This is a genomic window from Spirosoma lacussanchae, from assembly GCF_005870035.1.
GTDB lineage: Bacteria > Bacteroidota > Bacteroidia > Cytophagales > Spirosomataceae > Spirosoma > Spirosoma lacussanchae.
The window spans coordinates 490,379-505,783 of the sequence record NZ_SWJG01000002.1 but is presented as its reverse complement, the minus strand read 5'-3'; the positions used below and the strand labels follow the sequence as shown (position 1 = coordinate 505,783).

Sequence of the window (15,405 nt, the reverse complement as noted above, 5' to 3'; positions counted from 1 at the left end):
GGGCTAACTGTTATCCAGCCTCTTTTAACCCGCCTGCTGACCAGCGAACCGATCCGTTCGTTCATCCATGAAAGCCCTTCTCAAACATATTCCAAACGCCATGACCTGCGGTAACCTGCTCTGCGGGTGCATTGGTATGGTCATGGCCCTGCGGGGACAGCTCGAACTGGCGGCCTGGCTGATCGGGCTGGCGGCCATCCTCGATTTTGGCGATGGGTTCGTTGCCCGACTCGTTGATGTTTCGGGGCCTTTTGGCAAGGAACTCGACTCCCTGGCCGATGTCGTTACGTTTGGCGTATTACCCGCTACCCTCGTTTTTCAGCTTTGCTGGTTTCAGCAACTGGGTTCAATCTCGTACGCAGCCTTCCTGATTGCCGTACTGTCGGCGCTCAGGCTTGCCAACTTCAACATCGATACCCGCCAGTCCGAATCGTTCATCGGGCTGCCTGTCCCGGCAAATGCTATGCTGATTGCGGCTTTTCCGCTCATGGGCCGGTATCAACCCCAGTTCGACGCTATATGGCAGAATGATATTGCGCTGGGTATGATGATCGCCTTTTCGTTCATGCTGGTATCCGACCTGCCTTTGTTCGCGCTGAAGTTTAAATCATTTGGCTGGGCCGAAAATCGGGCGAAATTTCTTTTCCTGATCGCATCCGCGCTGCTACTGCTATTTTTGCAGTTTGCAGCCATTCCGCTCGTTATCTTACTGTACATCGTTGTTTCACTTTTTACCAATGACCGAACCCGTGATCGGGTCACGAAGTAACTCTTGCGTGAGCCGTTCACTTGTTCACTCTTTACCATGAAATACATAGCCGAGATCAACATCATGACTCGTCCGGAGATTCTGGACCCGCAGGGGAAAGCCGTACAATTAGGGCTGCACAATCTTCAGATGGATACAATAGATAACGTTCGGATCGGAAAGCACATCCGGCTCCAGGTCGACGCCGAAACGGAAGAGAAAGCCCGGGAAACCGTTGATGCCGCCTGTCGCCAGCTGTTGGCTAACCTGATCATGGAAGACTATTCGTTTGAGCTTCGGGTCGCCTGACCTCCAGACGCAACGGGTTTTATGGGGCTACAAGGTTTAGTACCTTTGCCCCTGTTTTAGCGTCTGCGGTCGCAGACATCAACGAATGAATACACTTCACTCAAAAATTACGGGTTTAGGCTACTACGTGCCCGAAACGATTGTCAAAAACGACGATCTCAAGCAGTACATGGACACGTCTGATACCTGGATTCAGGAGCGGACAGGCATAAAACAACGGCGCTGGTTCACGTACGGCAAGGATACCAATGCCAGTATGGCCACGGCTGCGTCACGCATGGCTCTCGACAGGGCCGGTCTGGATGCGTCGGCGGTTGACCTTATCGTATACGCAACTCTTTCGCCGGATTATTACTTCCCCGGTTCCGCTTTTCTCATGCAGCGTGAACTGGGCCTGGAGGGGGTAGCCGTTATCGATATCCGTCAGCAGTGTTCGGGTTTCGTGTACGCGCTCTCCATTGCCGATCAGTTCATCAAAACCGGCATGTACAAAACCGCCCTGGTAATCGGGTCAGAAATACAGTCGACCCTGATGGACAAAACCACCGAAGGGCGGGGTGTAGCAGTAATTTTTGGGGACGGGGCAGGAGCAGCGGTAGTTCAGGCTACGACCGACCCCAGCCACCGGATTCTGTCGACTCACTTGCATGCTGATGGTCGCTTCGCCGAAGAACTTTACCTGAAAGATCCCGGCAGCAGCCGACCCAATCATTTTATCACCCCGGAGACGGCAACCGAGAGCGGCAGCAGTGTTGTCATGAATGGCAACGCCGTCTTCAAACATGCGGTGGTTCGGTTTATGGAGGTGATCAATGAAAGCCTTACCGCCAATGGGTACCAGCCCGACGACCTGTCGCTGCTGGTGCCGCACCAGGCCAATATTCGCATTTCGAACTACGTTCAGCAGCAGATGGGCCTGCCCGACGAGAAAGTTTTCAATAACATTCAGTACTACGGTAACACAACGGCGGCTTCGATACCAATTGCCCTAACCGAGGCCTTCGACCAGGGACGGGTTAAGTCCGGCGACCTGATCTGTCTGGCCGCTTTCGGAAGTGGCTTTACCTGGGCCTCAGCCCTCATACGCTGGTAATAAAAAAGGTCGTATCGCACAGTTCAGCGATACGACCTTTTTTGTACTGTCCTGACCAGGCCTAATACGTGCCTACAGATAGCATGACCAGCGTACAGGCGTGCAACGGCTCAATCCCCTCCTGTTTCAACATCTGCTCAAACTCGGGGTTTTCTGCGCCCGGGTTAAAAATGACGCGCCGGGGCTTAAGCTGCCGGATGTACTCATAGTAATCGGGCTGATTACGCGCCCCGACATACATCGTCACGGTATCTATATCCTGAAGCGCCGGGCGACCAGTCTGAATAGGCTGATTGTCTATAGTTCCCTTTCGTAAACCGATCAATTCGACAGTATGTCCGTACCGCATCAGGCTACGGGCTGCCCGGTTTGAATACCGGTCTGTCTGCTCACTGGCTCCAATCACCAGCGTCTTTTTCGTGGCTGCGTCCATCTTTCTGTATACCAAGTAGCCTATATAACCCTGCGATTTAGAGCGAGGTTCAGGATTCTCCCTAGCAATTCATTTACTTTGTTGATAGTTTTGCTAACAGAATGACGGTATACACTATCTATATTTCCGTTGAGTACGCAAGCAACTCTACTTACCAAAACCACTATTTTGTTGATTTTCAACAATTTTGTAGAAAAACCGCCCAACCATTTTGTTTCATTTCTGTTATACATTAGTTAAACAGAAAGTGGTACATTCGTATTGGTTTTCTGTCCGTAAACGTCCAATTACTACCAGTTATGAACGATAAAAGAGGCCAGGATTATTGGAATGAGAAGTGGGTCACGATACCGTTCGAAGATGTCGAAAATCCTCCTCGATACGACGTATCAAACTACGGCAGATTGCGTAGCTACCAGTCAGATGCATCGGGGAAGCGAACCGGCGCCGGAGCTGGTAAGGAAGGAAAGCTTATCAAGGGCTCGGTCATCCAGGGCTATAAGTCACTTAATATACGAACTGAAGGAAAAACGCTTAACCGGTATATCCACAAACTGGTAGCCGAATATTTCATTGTTCGCGAGCGGGCCGACCAAACGTTTGTGATTCACCTTGATCATGATAAGCTCAACAATTATTATCAGAACCTGCGCTGGGTTACCAAAGACGAGATGGTCGAACACAACCGGGAAAATCCGAATGTGAAAAACCGCCCAACTGTTCGTAATGCCCGAAATTACAAGCTGACAGAAAGTAAGGTCAAGATTATCAAGAAGCTGTTGCGGAATGATAAGAATCGATTGAAAATGATTGCCAAGCAGTTTGGCATAACCCATACGCAACTTAATCGTATCCGGTCGGGGGAAAACTGGCGCCACGTTTCTATTGAAGATGATGTGCCCGCCGTAACCTCCAGCGACCGTTCATGACTAGTTGCAGCTGATTTTATTTGAGTGATGTTTGAGACAATGAGTTACAGCCGGTTGGGTATCCTGACCGGCTGACTATTTTTATAGCCTCAACGGTTTTTATCTTTCAGCTCACCGGCTGATTGATAGAAGGTAAGGCCACGCTGGCTAGTGGTAGCGATACAAAGAATGAGGTACCTACACCTTCGGTGGTTTCGAACCATATACTGCCGCCCGCGTGTTCAACTCCTCGTTTGGCAATGGCCAGTCCCAGCCCGGAGCCGCCCCGCTTCGTACTAAAATTAGGCAGGAACACCTTGGTATGAATGGCTTCCGGAATACCAGCTCCGTTATCGTGAATCTCTATTTGTACCTCGTCATCGTTAGTGTACAGCCGCAGATCCAGCACCGGTTTACGGTCGAGCGGCACAGACTGAATGCCGTTAATGATCAGATTAGTCAGTATCCGACCAATCAGCTGTCGATCACCAATGGCCATTACGGGCCCGTTAACGACCTGTCGCCGAAGCGTGATCCGCTGGTCGTCGGCGTACAGATCAGCTGCCTTGTTGAGCACTGCCGTTACTTCAAATGTTTCATTGATAGGCAACGGCATTTTGGCAAAGTCGGAGAAGGACGTAGCAATATCACTCAGGTTATCAATCTGGTCCAGGAGCGAATCGAACGTACGCTGAATAACCCGCCTGGTAGCCGACTCGTTGGCACCCAGTGAACCGTCGCTCCCGTTGGTATTGGGGAAAGTGCGCTGCAGGTGTTGCAGCGTCAGTTTCATCGGCGTGAGCGGGTTTTTGATTTCATGCGCAACCTGTTTGGCCATCTCGCGCCAGGCCGATTGTTTTTCATTCTGAGCCAGCGCCTGTTTGCTTTCTTCGAGCTTAACCAGCATCCGGTTGTATTCCCGGATCAGCAGCCCGATTTCGTCGTCAGAACGCCACGGAAGCGGATCGTTTGGCCGGTCGAGGTTCGTCTTGCGGATTTTCTGAGTCAGGAGTCGCAGCGGTTTGGTCAGTACATGCGAAGCGAAATAAGAGAGAACCAGGAAGAAGAGAAACAAGGCCGTAAAGATGCTCAGCGCCGAAGCGATCACTTCAATAATCTGCCGATCGAGCTCCGGGCGGGCGTAGAAATAAGGGATACTCAACACCCCCAACAACTTACCGTCGTAGGACTTTATTCCCGCATAGGCGGTACGATAGTGTTTGGTACCCAACGATTCGTCGAGCAGAATCTGGTTTTCTTTCTCCTCAATTACGCGAATGTAAGCTTTCGGGTTGATCTGTTTCGACAAGTACCCATTCGCATACATCAGCGGCCGGGTCGAGGTGTAGAGCCGCCCCTGCGTATCGAACAGGTTTATGTCAATATCCGCATCACGGGCAATCTTACTCAACTCCTCTTCCATAGACGCCTTGCTGCGTTTGTTAGCAACCAGGTGCTCATCCAGATACGTCACAAAATTAGCCGCAATGTTGCGGGTATTGCTGATGTACGTACTCTCCTGGTTCGTGATGTAGTTGGAGCTGATTACACTCAGGATAATAATGATCACCAGCAAGAGCGGCAGGAAAAAGGCCACATTCAGCAGGATCTGAATACGGGTCGAGTAGTTGATGCTGAACTGGGTAAAGCTGTAGTTGATCGCATAGGCTACAATAACCGCAATCACAGTCAGTACCAGCAACAGGTACAGGAACGAAAAGTTGGAGAAGATATTCCGAAACGGATACTCGTCCGACGATACCACCAGCAGCCGACCGTCGCGCCCCCGCAGGGCTACGTGCTGATACTGGTTGGTTGCCACCCCTTCGGTATACAAGCGGGGATCATTGAGCAGCGATGCCGGCATTTTCCGCTCGTAGTTGTAGCTGCCCGTACTGTATAAGAGCCGGTACTGGGGTAGCCCGGTCGAATCTGTTTTCTTAATACGGTCGAAAAATCCGTAACTGTAATCCTGCTCGTCGGGATCTTTCGTAAACTTCGTATCGACGAGCAGTTCAGGATAAACACTTTTCACGCGTTCGTTGCGGAGTCGCATATCCAGGACAATATACCCAACAGAATCGCGGGGAGCGGCTTTGACTCCTTCGTCCATGTAGAGGGAGCGTCCGAGCTGCCGAACCGTCATGAAGCATAGATACTGCTTCAGGAACTGATTGTCGGCTTCGTTAACAAAGTAGATACCGGCGTAATTGGTACGGTAGGCAGGTTTCCGATAACGAGTCGTCAGGTCGGCGAGCGATACCGCGTTCGGACTCACATCGAGCGGACGACCATCGGCTTTAAAGGAAAAAACCTCAATATCGTATTTGTCGAAATACTTGTCCAGGTGAAGGGTTTTTATCCGTTGCTGAATGCGTTCACGAACCAGCAGCGTGTCTGACCGGAGAGCGTGTTCAATTTCAGTATCGCGCACCACTGACTCCAGCGCTTTGCTCATCAGAAATTCGCCGAACTCATCGTTTTCAGCCAGTAACTGCGCAGCAAAAGCCCGTTCATGAACCAGCTGTTTCCGAATCTCCTGGGTGTACACCACATAAGCGGTAGTAACCGCGCAGACGAAAGCGGCCAGAAAAAGATAAATTGATGTTTTATAGCGGAAGGTGTAAAGCGTACGGGGAAACTTGCCTACGTAAATCAGCATGAAGTACAACCCGTTAACTCCATAAATAGTAATCAACGGCCAGTTGAGCAGGTAAGCCAGCAGCGCCGTAACCAGGGTTCCCAGCAGAATGAGGAGTATCCCCCGCCCTACCCGCGCAAGCCGGTTATAGCGAAGGAAAAGACTGGCCAGTAGATGAACCAGCAGGAAATAAACGAACGACACCCCAATGAACACCAACAGACACATTACCTTCAAAAAGGAAAAGTGGATGTTCAGGGTTATGTCCAGGGTAAACTGCGACTTTTCGTAAATATTATTCAGCTCGCTGTAGCAGAACGCAAAGACAACATAACTCGCTATGACGCAGCCGACAGAAACAATGGCCTTACCCCAGTCCGGTAACCGCAGAAGGGCAGTATAAGTAGCAGAACGGAAGTAGTAGTTTACCCAATACAGCGCCAGAATAGCCACCACCAGCACGTTCAGCAACAGATCGCCTAAGGACGGCACCAGGACCGATGATGCGTAGAACTTAGGATTGAACAGGTCGGATTCGATGAACAGAAACGGTACACCGAAATACAACATCAGCGCCCGCAACAGGAGTAAGTAGGCTGCCAGCCAGGCAAATCCAAGTTCATACAGCCTGCGCTGCCGAAGCCCCAGGATGACCTGTAGTATATAAAGTCCTAGAAAAATGATGCCAATCGTTGCCAGAATGATGGTATTGACCGGCGTAGAATGGTTTCGGTATACATCGACCCTGGGCGGTTCAACCGAAAACAGAAAGACCGACGCATTGTCATAAATAGCCTGGTACGGCTGCCGACGCTCGGCACTAACCGACTTTGGATCCAGAGCGAACAGGCTGGCGCTGTAGCCCGATTTTAGATAGGCGTTGGTATTGCGGTAATACCGATAAACGTTTACAAGCGAAAATACATCATTAACAACCGAGCCTGACAGAACCCGTCTGTGACTAACCAGATAACGCCCCTGCTCAAAATCGACCAGTTTAGGGTCCCTGACGTCCTGGATTCGTTTGTAATCGGGGATAAACCGATGATCGGACCAATAGAACAATTGTCCGTTACGAAAAACATAGAAAGGGTATCGGGTAGTCAGATTGAGGTTGGCAAACGGGGCTTGGGGTTGCTGGCCCAGCAGGGTAGCAATACGGTCGAGCTCTTCCGTGCTGACGGCCATCTCTTCCTTCACCCGCTGCTGTACCGTACTCAGATACTGTTCGTCCGTAGCAGCCGGTGCGTTTCGCTCGAGCAGGAAATAGCATAGTACCGACAACCCGACGGCCAGCACCGCCAAAATAAGGAAAATATGTTGCTCGATACGCTTCACTCGATTCGGTACGTTTTTACAAGCTGACTAGACCTAAAATCATGCCAAGTTTTTATCTTCTGGGGTAGTTCTGAATATCTAGTTTTCAATCTTTGAAAACAATATACTTAGTAGTTCCCTCAAACTACTTATTGCTATCGATCTTATCGACAGTAAAACCGCCCGTTTCGTAGCCGATTTCGACGCCTAATACGTAAAGTAAATGCTTGCGGTCAATAATGATGCGCACCCCACTGACGTTATACACTTCGTCGGCCGGTCCGGGCAGGTCGAAACCCAGTAGCCAGGACGCTCCGCAGCCTCCACCGCGGACCCCCACCCGCAGGCCATAGGTTTCCGGAATTTTATTTGCCTGAAGCGTATCGATTATTTGTTGACGCGCTTCTGTTTTCACAAAAACAGGATTGTCTAGTAATGACATATGGTACTAACGAGTCACAGATTCTGATATTTTATGGGTAGATATCAACAAAAAGCATCAATTTAAAGACTTATCTATCAATGGCCTGCTTGCCAAATTTACTTGTTTTGACGCAAATAACCTGTACCAATTTATGAACTTAGTGAGTGATTTTTTGAAGCTGATCATTCCGGCCGGACTTGTTTTGTACGGTATGTATCTGACGGTTAAACTGCTGCTGGAACGCGAAGCCGATCGCCATCGCTACGATACTAAAAATCGCTATACAGAAGCGGTAGTTCCCATTCGGTTGCAGGCTTACGAGCGAATGACGCTGTTCCTGGAGCGGATCAGCCCCAACAATCTGTTACTCAGACTGGGAGGCAGCTCTACCACCGTGCTTGATTTTCAGCAGCGACTCCTTCAGGAAATCCGGGATGAATACAATCATAACCTGTCGCAGCAGGTATACATGAGTCAGGCCGTGTGGGATCAGATTCAGGCTGCCATGAATGATGTGATGACCCTAATCAACCAGGCATCCGGCGACACCCGCCCCGACGCACCGGCGCTCGAACTGTCAAAACGGATTTTTGAACGGATCATTCAGAAAGAAAAGCAGCCCACGGCTGATGCGATCAAAAGCCTGAAAGATGAAATTCAGGGTATGTTCATGTAACGGTAACGGCCGCCATTCCTCAGCTCGCTTGTTCATACCGGACTTTCAGGCACCGAATACCTCGCTGGCCAGCCGGAAAGCATCCTGCAACGCTACCTCATCGATAGCGGGCTTCAGTTCCTCGTCGGCACGCAGTACAGCAAGGATGTCTTCGGTGGGCAAGTTACCTGTAAGGCTTTCTGCTGCCATTGGGCACCCACCGTAACCGCACAGCGCTCCATCAATCCGGCGCACGCCCGCCCGCAGAGCCGCCTGCACTTTTGCGGGTGCCTGACCCGGTAGCGCATGGAGATGTGCTCCGAACTCCAGCTGCGGAAACGTCTTGATCAGATGGGTAAACAGCTGCTCGATGGCTTCGGGAGTCGACGTACCTACCGTATCCGACGGAGCCACGATACGGATACCCAGTTCGGCCAGTTGCCCGGTAAATGAGCCTACCCGTTCCGGGCTGTAGGGGTCGCCGTACGGATTGCCGAAGCCCATGGACAGGTAAACGACCAGCTGTTTGTCGGTAGCCTTGCAGAGCGTCTGTATCTGAGCCACTTCGGCAAAAGCCTGCCCGATGGATTTGTTGGTGTTACGCTGCTGAAACGTCTCCGATACCGACAACGGGAAACCGATATAACGGATTGATGAAAAGCCAGCCGCCTGCTCAGCACCGCGCAGGTTAGCAACAATAGCCAGTAGCTGGGTGCGGCTTTGGGTTAGATCCAACCCTGCCAATACCTCGGCCGTATCCCGCATTTGCGGAATGGCTTTGGGCGAAACAAAACTGCCAAAATCGAGCGTGTCGAAGCCTACCCGCAGCAGGGTGTTCAGGTAGCGTATTTTCAGCTCGGTCGGCACGAAATGAGCCAGCCCCTGCATGGCATCGCGAGGACATTCAATCAGTTTCATCGTCGGAGGGGTTGGCGGGTTAACCAGGCCAGACTACCCATGGCCAGCGCACAGATCAGTAACCCACCGGCCTCGCGGGCCAGTTCAACATTCAGGCTTCGCATACCCACCTCGCTGAACATAAATCCTTCAAAAACGGGGGGGCGCTGATACCAGGCAGCTACGAGATACAGTAGAGCCATTCCGACAAAAAACCACCAGCGCGCCACACCCGCATAGGCCATAAAGCAGGCTACCGCAGCGGCTCCGTAAATAGGCACCCACACTTCTGGGTCGGGGTCGTTATACTGAAAGGCCGCAAACAGCAGAAAAAGCAGACCAAAAGTAACCGCAAGTATTTTTCGCATAGGTTTATAAACTACATTCCGGAGAACAGAAACGGTTCAGCCTCGTGGTTTCTACTTGATTTTACTGGCAATACTGCGCCAGCGCATTGGCCGCGTCAGCATAGCCAAGCGTCTGAGCCTGTTTCAGACTCAGGCAGGCCGCGTCGCGCTGATTTTGCAGAAGCTGGGCAATGCCCAGTCCGTAAAACGCTTTCCCAAACCGCGGGTCAGCCTGAACCGCCTGTTTGAAGTCGGCCACCGCCCCGTCCAGATCCTTCTGCTGATACCGCAAGTTGCCCCGGTTGTAGAGCGCCAGTGCGTTTCGGTTATCCAGCGTAATAGCCTGCGAGAAATCATTCATGGCTGGTTGCAGCTGGCCCTGCTGGGCAAATAACTGACCCCGGTTCAGAAAAATTTCGGAGCGGGTTCGCTGGCTGGTATCGGGCGCCAGGCGGATGGCATCCGAATAGTCTTTCAACGCACCACCCAAATCATTCTGGGCTACTTTCAGCAAAGCGCGGTTGTAATATGGCCGGTAATAGTCGGGCTTGAGCCGGATCGCCTGATCATAATCGAGGGTCGCATTGGCGTATTCTTTCAGTTCAAAGTAGGCCACGCCCCGCGAATTGAAGGCTTCTACATTATCATTGTCGGCTTCGACGGCCTGATTCAGCGACTGAACGGCTTCCCGAAACTTGCCGTCGCGCAGGTAAGCCCGCCCCTGTTCTACGTACTGGTCGCCCGAGTTGCAGGCGCTCAGTATCAGTAGTAAATAAGCCGAAATAAGGCCCAGCCGGTAGGTCTGTGATCTCATAATATATAGGTTGTCGTGTAGCCCGATGACGGGTTTTTCAGGCGATTTATAAACCGTCTGTAGAGTTAGTATGAAATTTAGGACAACAAAGGTACGGGCGAAATTTGGTCGTTTGCCTAACAAATGCTTAACTTTGCATCGGCAAATCGGTGCTACCAGCTCCTGCTGAATCCCCCAGGTCTTGACCGAAGCAAGGGTAGGTGGTCGTAGCGGTGAGACATTGGTTTGCCATTTTTTGTTTCCGGCCAGCATGGACCTGATCTCTTCCCTAACCGACTCTTTTCGCAGCCTTTTCCACGACGAACCACGGTTGTTTTGTTCCCCCGGTCGCGTCAACCTCATTGGTGAACATACCGATTACAACGAAGGCTTTGTGCTTCCGGCTGCTATCGATAAAGCCATTTATCTGGCTATTGGACCTCGTTCCGATAACAAACTACATATCGTTGCCCATGATCTGGGCAAAACTTACCAGGGCTCCCTCGATCAACTCGAAAAGACCGACACCTGGGCCGATTATCTGCTCGGGGTTCTGGCTCAGCTCAAACAGGCAGGACACTCGTTTGGCGGTCTCAACTGCCTGTTTGGCGGCACCATACCGATGGGTTCAGGTCTATCCTCGTCGGCTGCGCTGGAGAACGCCGTCGGCTTCGCTGTCAATGAACTGTATGGACTAGGCCTTTCCCGAATCGATCTGGTCAGACTCTCGCAACGCGCCGAAAACGAGTTCGTAGGCGCTAAAGTGGGCGTAATGGATATGTTTGCCAGTATGATGAGCAAAGCCGGACACGTCATCAAGCTGGACTGCCGGTCGCTCGATTATGCGTATGCTCCCTTACAGATGGAAGGCATCCGGATTGTGCTTTGCGACTCCCGGGTCAAACACTCACTGGTGAGTTCAGAGTACAACACCCGCCGGGCCGAGTGCGAAGCTGGTGTTCGTTTGTTGCAAGCCTTTTACCCCTCCATCAGTAGTCTGCGCGACGTAACGATGGCTATGCTGGATGAGCATGTAAAAAACACAAATCCCCACCTGTACCGCCGGTGCGCCTATGTGGTGCAGGAAAACCAACGACTCCTCGACGGGGTGACGGCACTGGAATCGGGCGATGTAGCGGCTTTTGGGCAGTACATGTACGGTTCACATGAAGGGCTGAGCCGCTGGTATGAAGTAAGCTGCCCCGAACTCGATATTCTGGTCGATATTGCCCGTCAACAGCCCGGTGTACTGGGTGCCCGTATGATGGGGGGCGGCTTCGGAGGCTGTACAATCAATCTGGTGCAGGAAGACGCACTAAGCGCTTTTTCGGAGCACATTACAAAAGAATATTTCGCCCGAACGGGTAAAGATACTTACCTTCACACCTGCAAAATACAGGACGGAACGAAGGAGTTGAACTAGTATTCCCTCAAAAAACGATTACAAAAACATGAAATTCTTCATTGATACGGCAAACCTCGCCGACATTCGCGAAGCTCAGGAAATGGGCATTCTTGATGGTGTAACCACCAACCCATCCCTGATGGCCAAAGAAGGCATCACCGGTAAAGATAACGTCATGCGTCACTACAAGCAAATCTGCGATATCGTAGAAGGCGATGTCAGCGCAGAGGTGATCTCGGTGAAATACGAAGAGATGATCAAAGAAGGTGACGAACTGGCCGAACTCGATGAGAATATCGTTGTCAAAATCCCCATGACAGCCGATGGTGTTAAAGCTATCAAATACTTCTCCGAAAAAGGAATCCGTACCAACTGTACGCTGATTTTCTCGGCTGGTCAGGCGCTGGTAGCTGCCAAAGCCGGTGCCTCGTTCGTATCTCCTTTCGTTGGTCGTCTGGATGACATCTCGACCGACGGTATGGCGCTGATCGAGCAGATCGTTACGATCTTCACCAACTACGGCATTACTACCGAAGTACTGGCCGCTTCAGTACGCCACCCGATGCACATCATCCAGTGCGCCGAAATCGGTGCTGACGTGATGACGGCTCCGCTTAGCGCCATCAAAGCGCTGCTGAATCACCCCCTTACCGACAGCGGCCTGGCTAAATTCCTGGCTGACCACGAAAAAGCAAATCTGCCGGTTAAACAATAAGAACAGACGCCAGCAGTTAGCAGTAGACGGGCCCGTTTACCGCTAACTGCTGGTGGTCTATTGTCCCTGCTACGTATTATGTTTTCCTCCGAGCCTGTGCTGACACTCGACAATGCTGATATTTTTCAGGGCCAGAAATTAGTACTGGGTGACGTTTCCTTTCAGGTTCATAAGGGAGAATTTGTTTACCTCATCGGCCGCACCGGTAGCGGTAAATCATCCTTGCTGAAGACGCTGTATGCCGACCTCTGGCTCCAGCATGGCAAAGGGCAGGTAGCTGGCTTCACCCTGAACGCCCTTAAACCCCGCGACGTACCACAACTGCGTCGGAAGATCGGGATCGTCTTTCAGGACTTCCAGCTGTTTTTCGATCGCTCTGTAGAGGATAATCTGAAATTTGTGCTCAAAGCCACCGGCTGGAAAGACAAAACCAGTATGAACAACCGCATTGCGGACGTGCTGATGCAGGTTGGACTAGGAACGGCTCAGAAAAAAATGCCGCACCAGTTATCGGGGGGCGAACAGCAGCGGGTTGTAATTGCCCGCGCCATGCTAAACGAACCACAGATTCTGATTGCCGACGAACCAACCGGGAACCTTGATCCGGCCGTCTCCGACCAGATTATGAAGGTTTTCCAGGCCATTAACAATGCCGGAACCGCCATTCTCATGGCTACTCATAACTACGACCTGCTCCACAAATACCCCGCCCGCGTGCTGCGCTGCCAGGATGGTCAGGTCGTTGAACTGAAAGGCTAGTTCAATTTCATTTTCGGGAAAGTCCGTTTATCATTCTGCACAGCGGCTACACTGATAGTATCTGTTGTCGATACAGCTGCCACGCGCCCGTATGCATACGTTACCTGTCATTGCCAGGGTAAGGCAGCCGGGCACGAACCGGTGTTCAACAAAAGAGGTGTAGCCGGTAAAAGCCGCCAGCGACCTTCACGAACTACACCTCTCCTAGTGCTGGTAAAATCCACTTATTTCGCCTTCATGTAGGCAAACGGAATAATCATTTCCTCGAGCGAAATTCCGCCGTGCTGGAAGGTATTCCGGTAGTGGTTCACGTAGTAGTTGTAATTATTCGGGTATGCGAAGAAGTAATCCTCGAGCGTGAACACATAAGCCGTAGAGACGTGCGGCTTGGGCAGGAAGAGCCGCTCCGGCTTACGTCCCACAAACAGGTGATTCTCTTCGAAACCAAGGTTCTTACCCTGTTTGTAGCGCAGGTTGGTATTGGTTTCGCGATACCCCACAATCTTGGCGGGCTTCTGCACGCGAATCATGCCGTGGTCAGTCGTTACGATAAGGCGACCACCCTTGGCCGCAATCTTCTGGACAAACTCCAGCAGGGGCGAATGCAGGAACCAGGACCGGGTAATGCTCCGGTAGGCCGACTCATCAGGCGCCAGCTCCTTAATCATAGCCATATCCGTACGGGCGTGGCTCAGCATATCGACGAAGTTATAAACAACCACGTTCAGCTGGTTCTGAAGTAAGTTGTTGAAGTTGTCGACCAGCGATTTACCCTGGTTAACGTTCAGAATTTTATGGTAAGACATCTTCACATCCAGCCGGCTCTGGGTCAGCTGCCGACGCAGGAACTCGTCTTCGTGGTTATTAAGGCCTTCGTCTTCGTTATCGTCATTAACCCACAGGTCCGGGTGTTTCCGTTCCATCTCGCTCGGCATCATGCCGGAGAAAATAGCATTCCGGGCAAATCCTGTCGTTGTGGGCAGAATGGAATAATACGACGACTCCTCTTCTACCGAGAAGTAGTCGGCCAGGAGTGGCTCAATAGCCTTCCACTGATCGTACCGCAAGTTATCAATCAGAATAAAGAAAAGCGGAGGCTGGTTGCCGCTCTGATCGACCAGCGGGAACACTTTCTTACGCATCAGCTGGTGCGACATGACAGGGCTGTCGGCTTTCGGATCGTTCAGCCAGTCTTCGTAATTATCCATCACGAACTTACAGAACGTAGCATTGGCTTCGCTCTTCTGCATGTTCATCACCTCCGACATACTTTTGTCCTGTGAGCTATCCAGCTCCAGTTCCCAGTATATCAGCTTTTTATATACATCGGACCACTCGCTATGATCCATGCGGTCATTATACTGCATGGAGATATTCCGGAAGTCCTGCTGGTAGCCGATGTTGGTCCGCTCGGTAACGAGCCGTTTGTTATCCAGTATTTTCTTAACCGATAGCAGGATCTGGTTGGGGTTGAGAGGCTTGATAAGATAATCGGCAATTTTAGAGCCGATGGCCTCCTCCATGATGTGCTCTTCCTCGCTTTTGGTGATCATCACAACCGGCAGGTTAGGCCGCATCTGTTTGATCTGCGATAACGTCTCGAGCCCCGTCATACCGGGCATCATTTCGTCGAGGAACACAACATCGTAATTACTCTGTTCAACCTGATCGAGCGCGTCGGCTCCGCTATTGACCGATGTAACGTCATAGCCTTTGTTTTTCAGGAAAAGGATGTGGGGCTTGAGAAGATCAATCTCATCGTCGGCCCAGAGTATCGAATAGTTTTGCATAGGCATTAGTTGACTAAAAACACGGATCAGCGGCTTGGTTTTCGGCTGGTCCTGTCAGAAAATCGGCGTACCGATTGGTACAATTCTAAACGTCAAACGTCCAGTTCTGTTTGGGTGGTTCGTTATTTATAGCCGGATTCCGGTATTTAACAACAATTAACACCCCCCACC

At 51.2% G+C, this 15,405-nt stretch carries 15 protein-coding genes; 8 read left to right on the top strand and 7 right to left on the bottom strand.

The window, feature by feature from the left end:
• The first annotated feature begins 67 nt into the window (after window positions 1–67).
• The 3 genes from pssA (at window position 68) to FBR45_RS12490 (ending at window position 2,150) form a co-directional block, all read left to right on the top strand.
• Window positions 68–769: a CDP-diacylglycerol--serine O-phosphatidyltransferase gene (gene pssA, locus FBR45_RS12500; RefSeq protein WP_138502781.1), complete on the top strand. Its 702-nt coding sequence runs from the start codon at window positions 68–70 to the stop codon at window positions 767–769.
• A 36-nt stretch (window positions 770–805) separates the two neighbouring features.
• The gene (gene purS, locus FBR45_RS12495; protein ID WP_138502779.1) at window positions 806–1,057 is read left to right on the top strand and encodes a phosphoribosylformylglycinamidine synthase subunit PurS; all 252 of its coding nucleotides are present in this window, start codon (window positions 806–808) and stop codon (window positions 1,055–1,057) included.
• An 85-nt stretch (window positions 1,058–1,142) separates the two neighbouring features.
• Window positions 1,143–2,150, top strand: coding sequence for a 3-oxoacyl-ACP synthase III family protein (locus FBR45_RS12490; protein WP_138502777.1), 1,008 nt, complete (start codon window positions 1,143–1,145; stop codon window positions 2,148–2,150).
• A 61-nt stretch (window positions 2,151–2,211) separates the two neighbouring features.
• On the opposite strand, the gene FBR45_RS12485 is transcribed toward FBR45_RS12490, so the two are convergent.
• Window positions 2,212–2,583, bottom strand: a complete 372-nt coding sequence (locus FBR45_RS12485) for a CoA-binding protein (RefSeq protein ID WP_138502775.1) — start codon at window positions 2,581–2,583, stop codon at window positions 2,212–2,214.
• 299 nt (window positions 2,584–2,882) lie between these two features.
• On the opposite strand from FBR45_RS12485, the gene FBR45_RS12480 reads away from it, so the two are divergent.
• Entirely contained in the window at window positions 2,883–3,512 is a 630-nt protein-coding gene (locus tag FBR45_RS12480; protein WP_138502773.1) for an HNH endonuclease, read from the top strand.
• Between the two features lie 106 nt (window positions 3,513–3,618).
• Here FBR45_RS12480 and FBR45_RS12475 read toward each other — a convergent pair whose 3' ends face one another.
• Both FBR45_RS12475 and FBR45_RS12470 read right to left on the bottom strand, forming a co-directional pair.
• Entirely contained in the window at window positions 3,619–7,470 is a 3,852-nt protein-coding gene (locus FBR45_RS12475; RefSeq protein ID WP_138502771.1) for a sensor histidine kinase, read from the bottom strand.
• A 124-nt stretch (window positions 7,471–7,594) separates the two neighbouring features.
• Window positions 7,595–7,891, bottom strand: coding sequence for an iron-sulfur cluster assembly accessory protein (locus FBR45_RS12470; protein WP_138502769.1), 297 nt, complete (start codon window positions 7,889–7,891; stop codon window positions 7,595–7,597).
• A 133-nt stretch (window positions 7,892–8,024) separates the two neighbouring features.
• On the opposite strand from FBR45_RS12470, the gene FBR45_RS12465 reads away from it, so the two are divergent.
• Window positions 8,025–8,549 carry a DUF7935 family protein gene (locus FBR45_RS12465; protein ID WP_138502767.1) on the top strand — a complete coding sequence of 175 codons (525 nt, stop codon included), beginning with the start codon at window positions 8,025–8,027 and terminating at the stop codon, window positions 8,547–8,549.
• Window positions 8,550–8,594: 45 nt separating this feature from the next.
• On the opposite strand, the gene FBR45_RS12460 is transcribed toward FBR45_RS12465, so the two are convergent.
• The 3 genes from FBR45_RS12460 to FBR45_RS12450 form a co-directional block, all read right to left on the bottom strand.
• Complete coding sequence (locus FBR45_RS12460; protein WP_138502765.1) at window positions 8,595–9,446, bottom strand: hydroxymethylglutaryl-CoA lyase; 852 nt, start codon at window positions 9,444–9,446, stop codon at window positions 8,595–8,597.
• The gene (locus FBR45_RS12455) at window positions 9,443–9,793 is read right to left on the bottom strand and encodes a transmembrane 220 family protein (protein ID WP_077921977.1); all 351 of its coding nucleotides are present in this window, start codon (window positions 9,791–9,793) and stop codon (window positions 9,443–9,445) included. Before FBR45_RS12455 ends, FBR45_RS12460 begins: the two co-directional genes overlap by 4 nt.
• A gap of 61 nt (window positions 9,794–9,854) precedes the next feature.
• A complete protein-coding gene (locus FBR45_RS12450; RefSeq protein WP_138502763.1) occupies window positions 9,855–10,586 on the bottom strand; it encodes a tetratricopeptide repeat protein in 732 nt (243 codons plus the stop codon).
• A gap of 250 nt (window positions 10,587–10,836) precedes the next feature.
• On the opposite strand from FBR45_RS12450, the gene FBR45_RS12445 reads away from it, so the two are divergent.
• The 3 genes from FBR45_RS12445 to FBR45_RS12435 all read left to right on the top strand — a co-directional run bounded on the left by FBR45_RS12445 (window position 10,837) and on the right by FBR45_RS12435 (window position 13,444).
• On the top strand, window positions 10,837–11,988 hold the full coding sequence (locus FBR45_RS12445; protein ID WP_138502761.1) for a galactokinase: 1,152 nt from the start codon (window positions 10,837–10,839) through the stop codon (window positions 11,986–11,988).
• Window positions 11,989–12,016: 28 nt separating this feature from the next.
• The gene (fsa, locus tag FBR45_RS12440) at window positions 12,017–12,685 is read left to right on the top strand and encodes a fructose-6-phosphate aldolase (RefSeq protein ID WP_138502759.1); all 669 of its coding nucleotides are present in this window, start codon (window positions 12,017–12,019) and stop codon (window positions 12,683–12,685) included.
• Window positions 12,686–12,763: 78 nt separating this feature from the next.
• Window positions 12,764–13,444 (top strand): cell division ATP-binding protein FtsE, encoded by a 681-nt coding sequence (locus tag FBR45_RS12435; RefSeq protein ID WP_138502757.1) that lies wholly within the window; start codon window positions 12,764–12,766, stop codon window positions 13,442–13,444.
• Between the two features lie 224 nt (window positions 13,445–13,668).
• On the opposite strand, the gene porX is transcribed toward FBR45_RS12435, so the two are convergent.
• Window positions 13,669–15,234 carry a T9SS response regulator signal transducer PorX gene (gene porX / locus FBR45_RS12430; RefSeq protein WP_138502755.1) on the bottom strand — a complete coding sequence of 522 codons (1,566 nt, stop codon included), beginning with the start codon at window positions 15,232–15,234 and terminating at the stop codon, window positions 13,669–13,671.
• Window positions 15,235–15,405 lie beyond the last annotated feature (171 nt).

What these genes read in the sequence shown, in the direction of transcription:
- porX (WP_138502755.1), bottom strand. Translation starts at nt 15,234, where the DNA reads ATGCAAAACTATTCGATACTCTGGGCCGACGATGAGATTGATCTTCTC.
- FBR45_RS12465 (WP_138502767.1), top strand. Translation starts at nt 8,025, where the DNA reads ATGAACTTAGTGAGTGATTTTTTGAAGCTGATCATTCCGGCCGGACTT.
- purS (WP_138502779.1), top strand. Translation starts at nt 806, where the DNA reads ATGAAATACATAGCCGAGATCAACATCATGACTCGTCCGGAGATTCTG.
- FBR45_RS12485 (WP_138502775.1), bottom strand. Translation starts at nt 2,583, where the DNA reads ATGGACGCAGCCACGAAAAAGACGCTGGTGATTGGAGCCAGTGAGCAG.
- FBR45_RS12490 (WP_138502777.1), top strand. Translation starts at nt 1,143, where the DNA reads ATGAATACACTTCACTCAAAAATTACGGGTTTAGGCTACTACGTGCCC.
- FBR45_RS12445 (WP_138502761.1), top strand. Translation starts at nt 10,837, where the DNA reads ATGGACCTGATCTCTTCCCTAACCGACTCTTTTCGCAGCCTTTTCCAC.
- FBR45_RS12480 (WP_138502773.1), top strand. Translation starts at nt 2,883, where the DNA reads ATGAACGATAAAAGAGGCCAGGATTATTGGAATGAGAAGTGGGTCACG.
- FBR45_RS12460 (WP_138502765.1), bottom strand. Translation starts at nt 9,446, where the DNA reads ATGAAACTGATTGAATGTCCTCGCGATGCCATGCAGGGGCTGGCTCAT.
- FBR45_RS12450 (WP_138502763.1), bottom strand. Translation starts at nt 10,586, where the DNA reads ATGAGATCACAGACCTACCGGCTGGGCCTTATTTCGGCTTATTTACTA.
- FBR45_RS12470 (WP_138502769.1), bottom strand. Translation starts at nt 7,891, where the DNA reads ATGTCATTACTAGACAATCCTGTTTTTGTGAAAACAGAAGCGCGTCAA.
- fsa (WP_138502759.1), top strand. Translation starts at nt 12,017, where the DNA reads ATGAAATTCTTCATTGATACGGCAAACCTCGCCGACATTCGCGAAGCT.
- pssA (WP_138502781.1), top strand. Translation starts at nt 68, where the DNA reads ATGAAAGCCCTTCTCAAACATATTCCAAACGCCATGACCTGCGGTAAC.
- FBR45_RS12455 (WP_077921977.1), bottom strand. Translation starts at nt 9,793, where the DNA reads ATGCGAAAAATACTTGCGGTTACTTTTGGTCTGCTTTTTCTGCTGTTT.
- FBR45_RS12435 (WP_138502757.1), top strand. Translation starts at nt 12,764, where the DNA reads ATGTTTTCCTCCGAGCCTGTGCTGACACTCGACAATGCTGATATTTTT.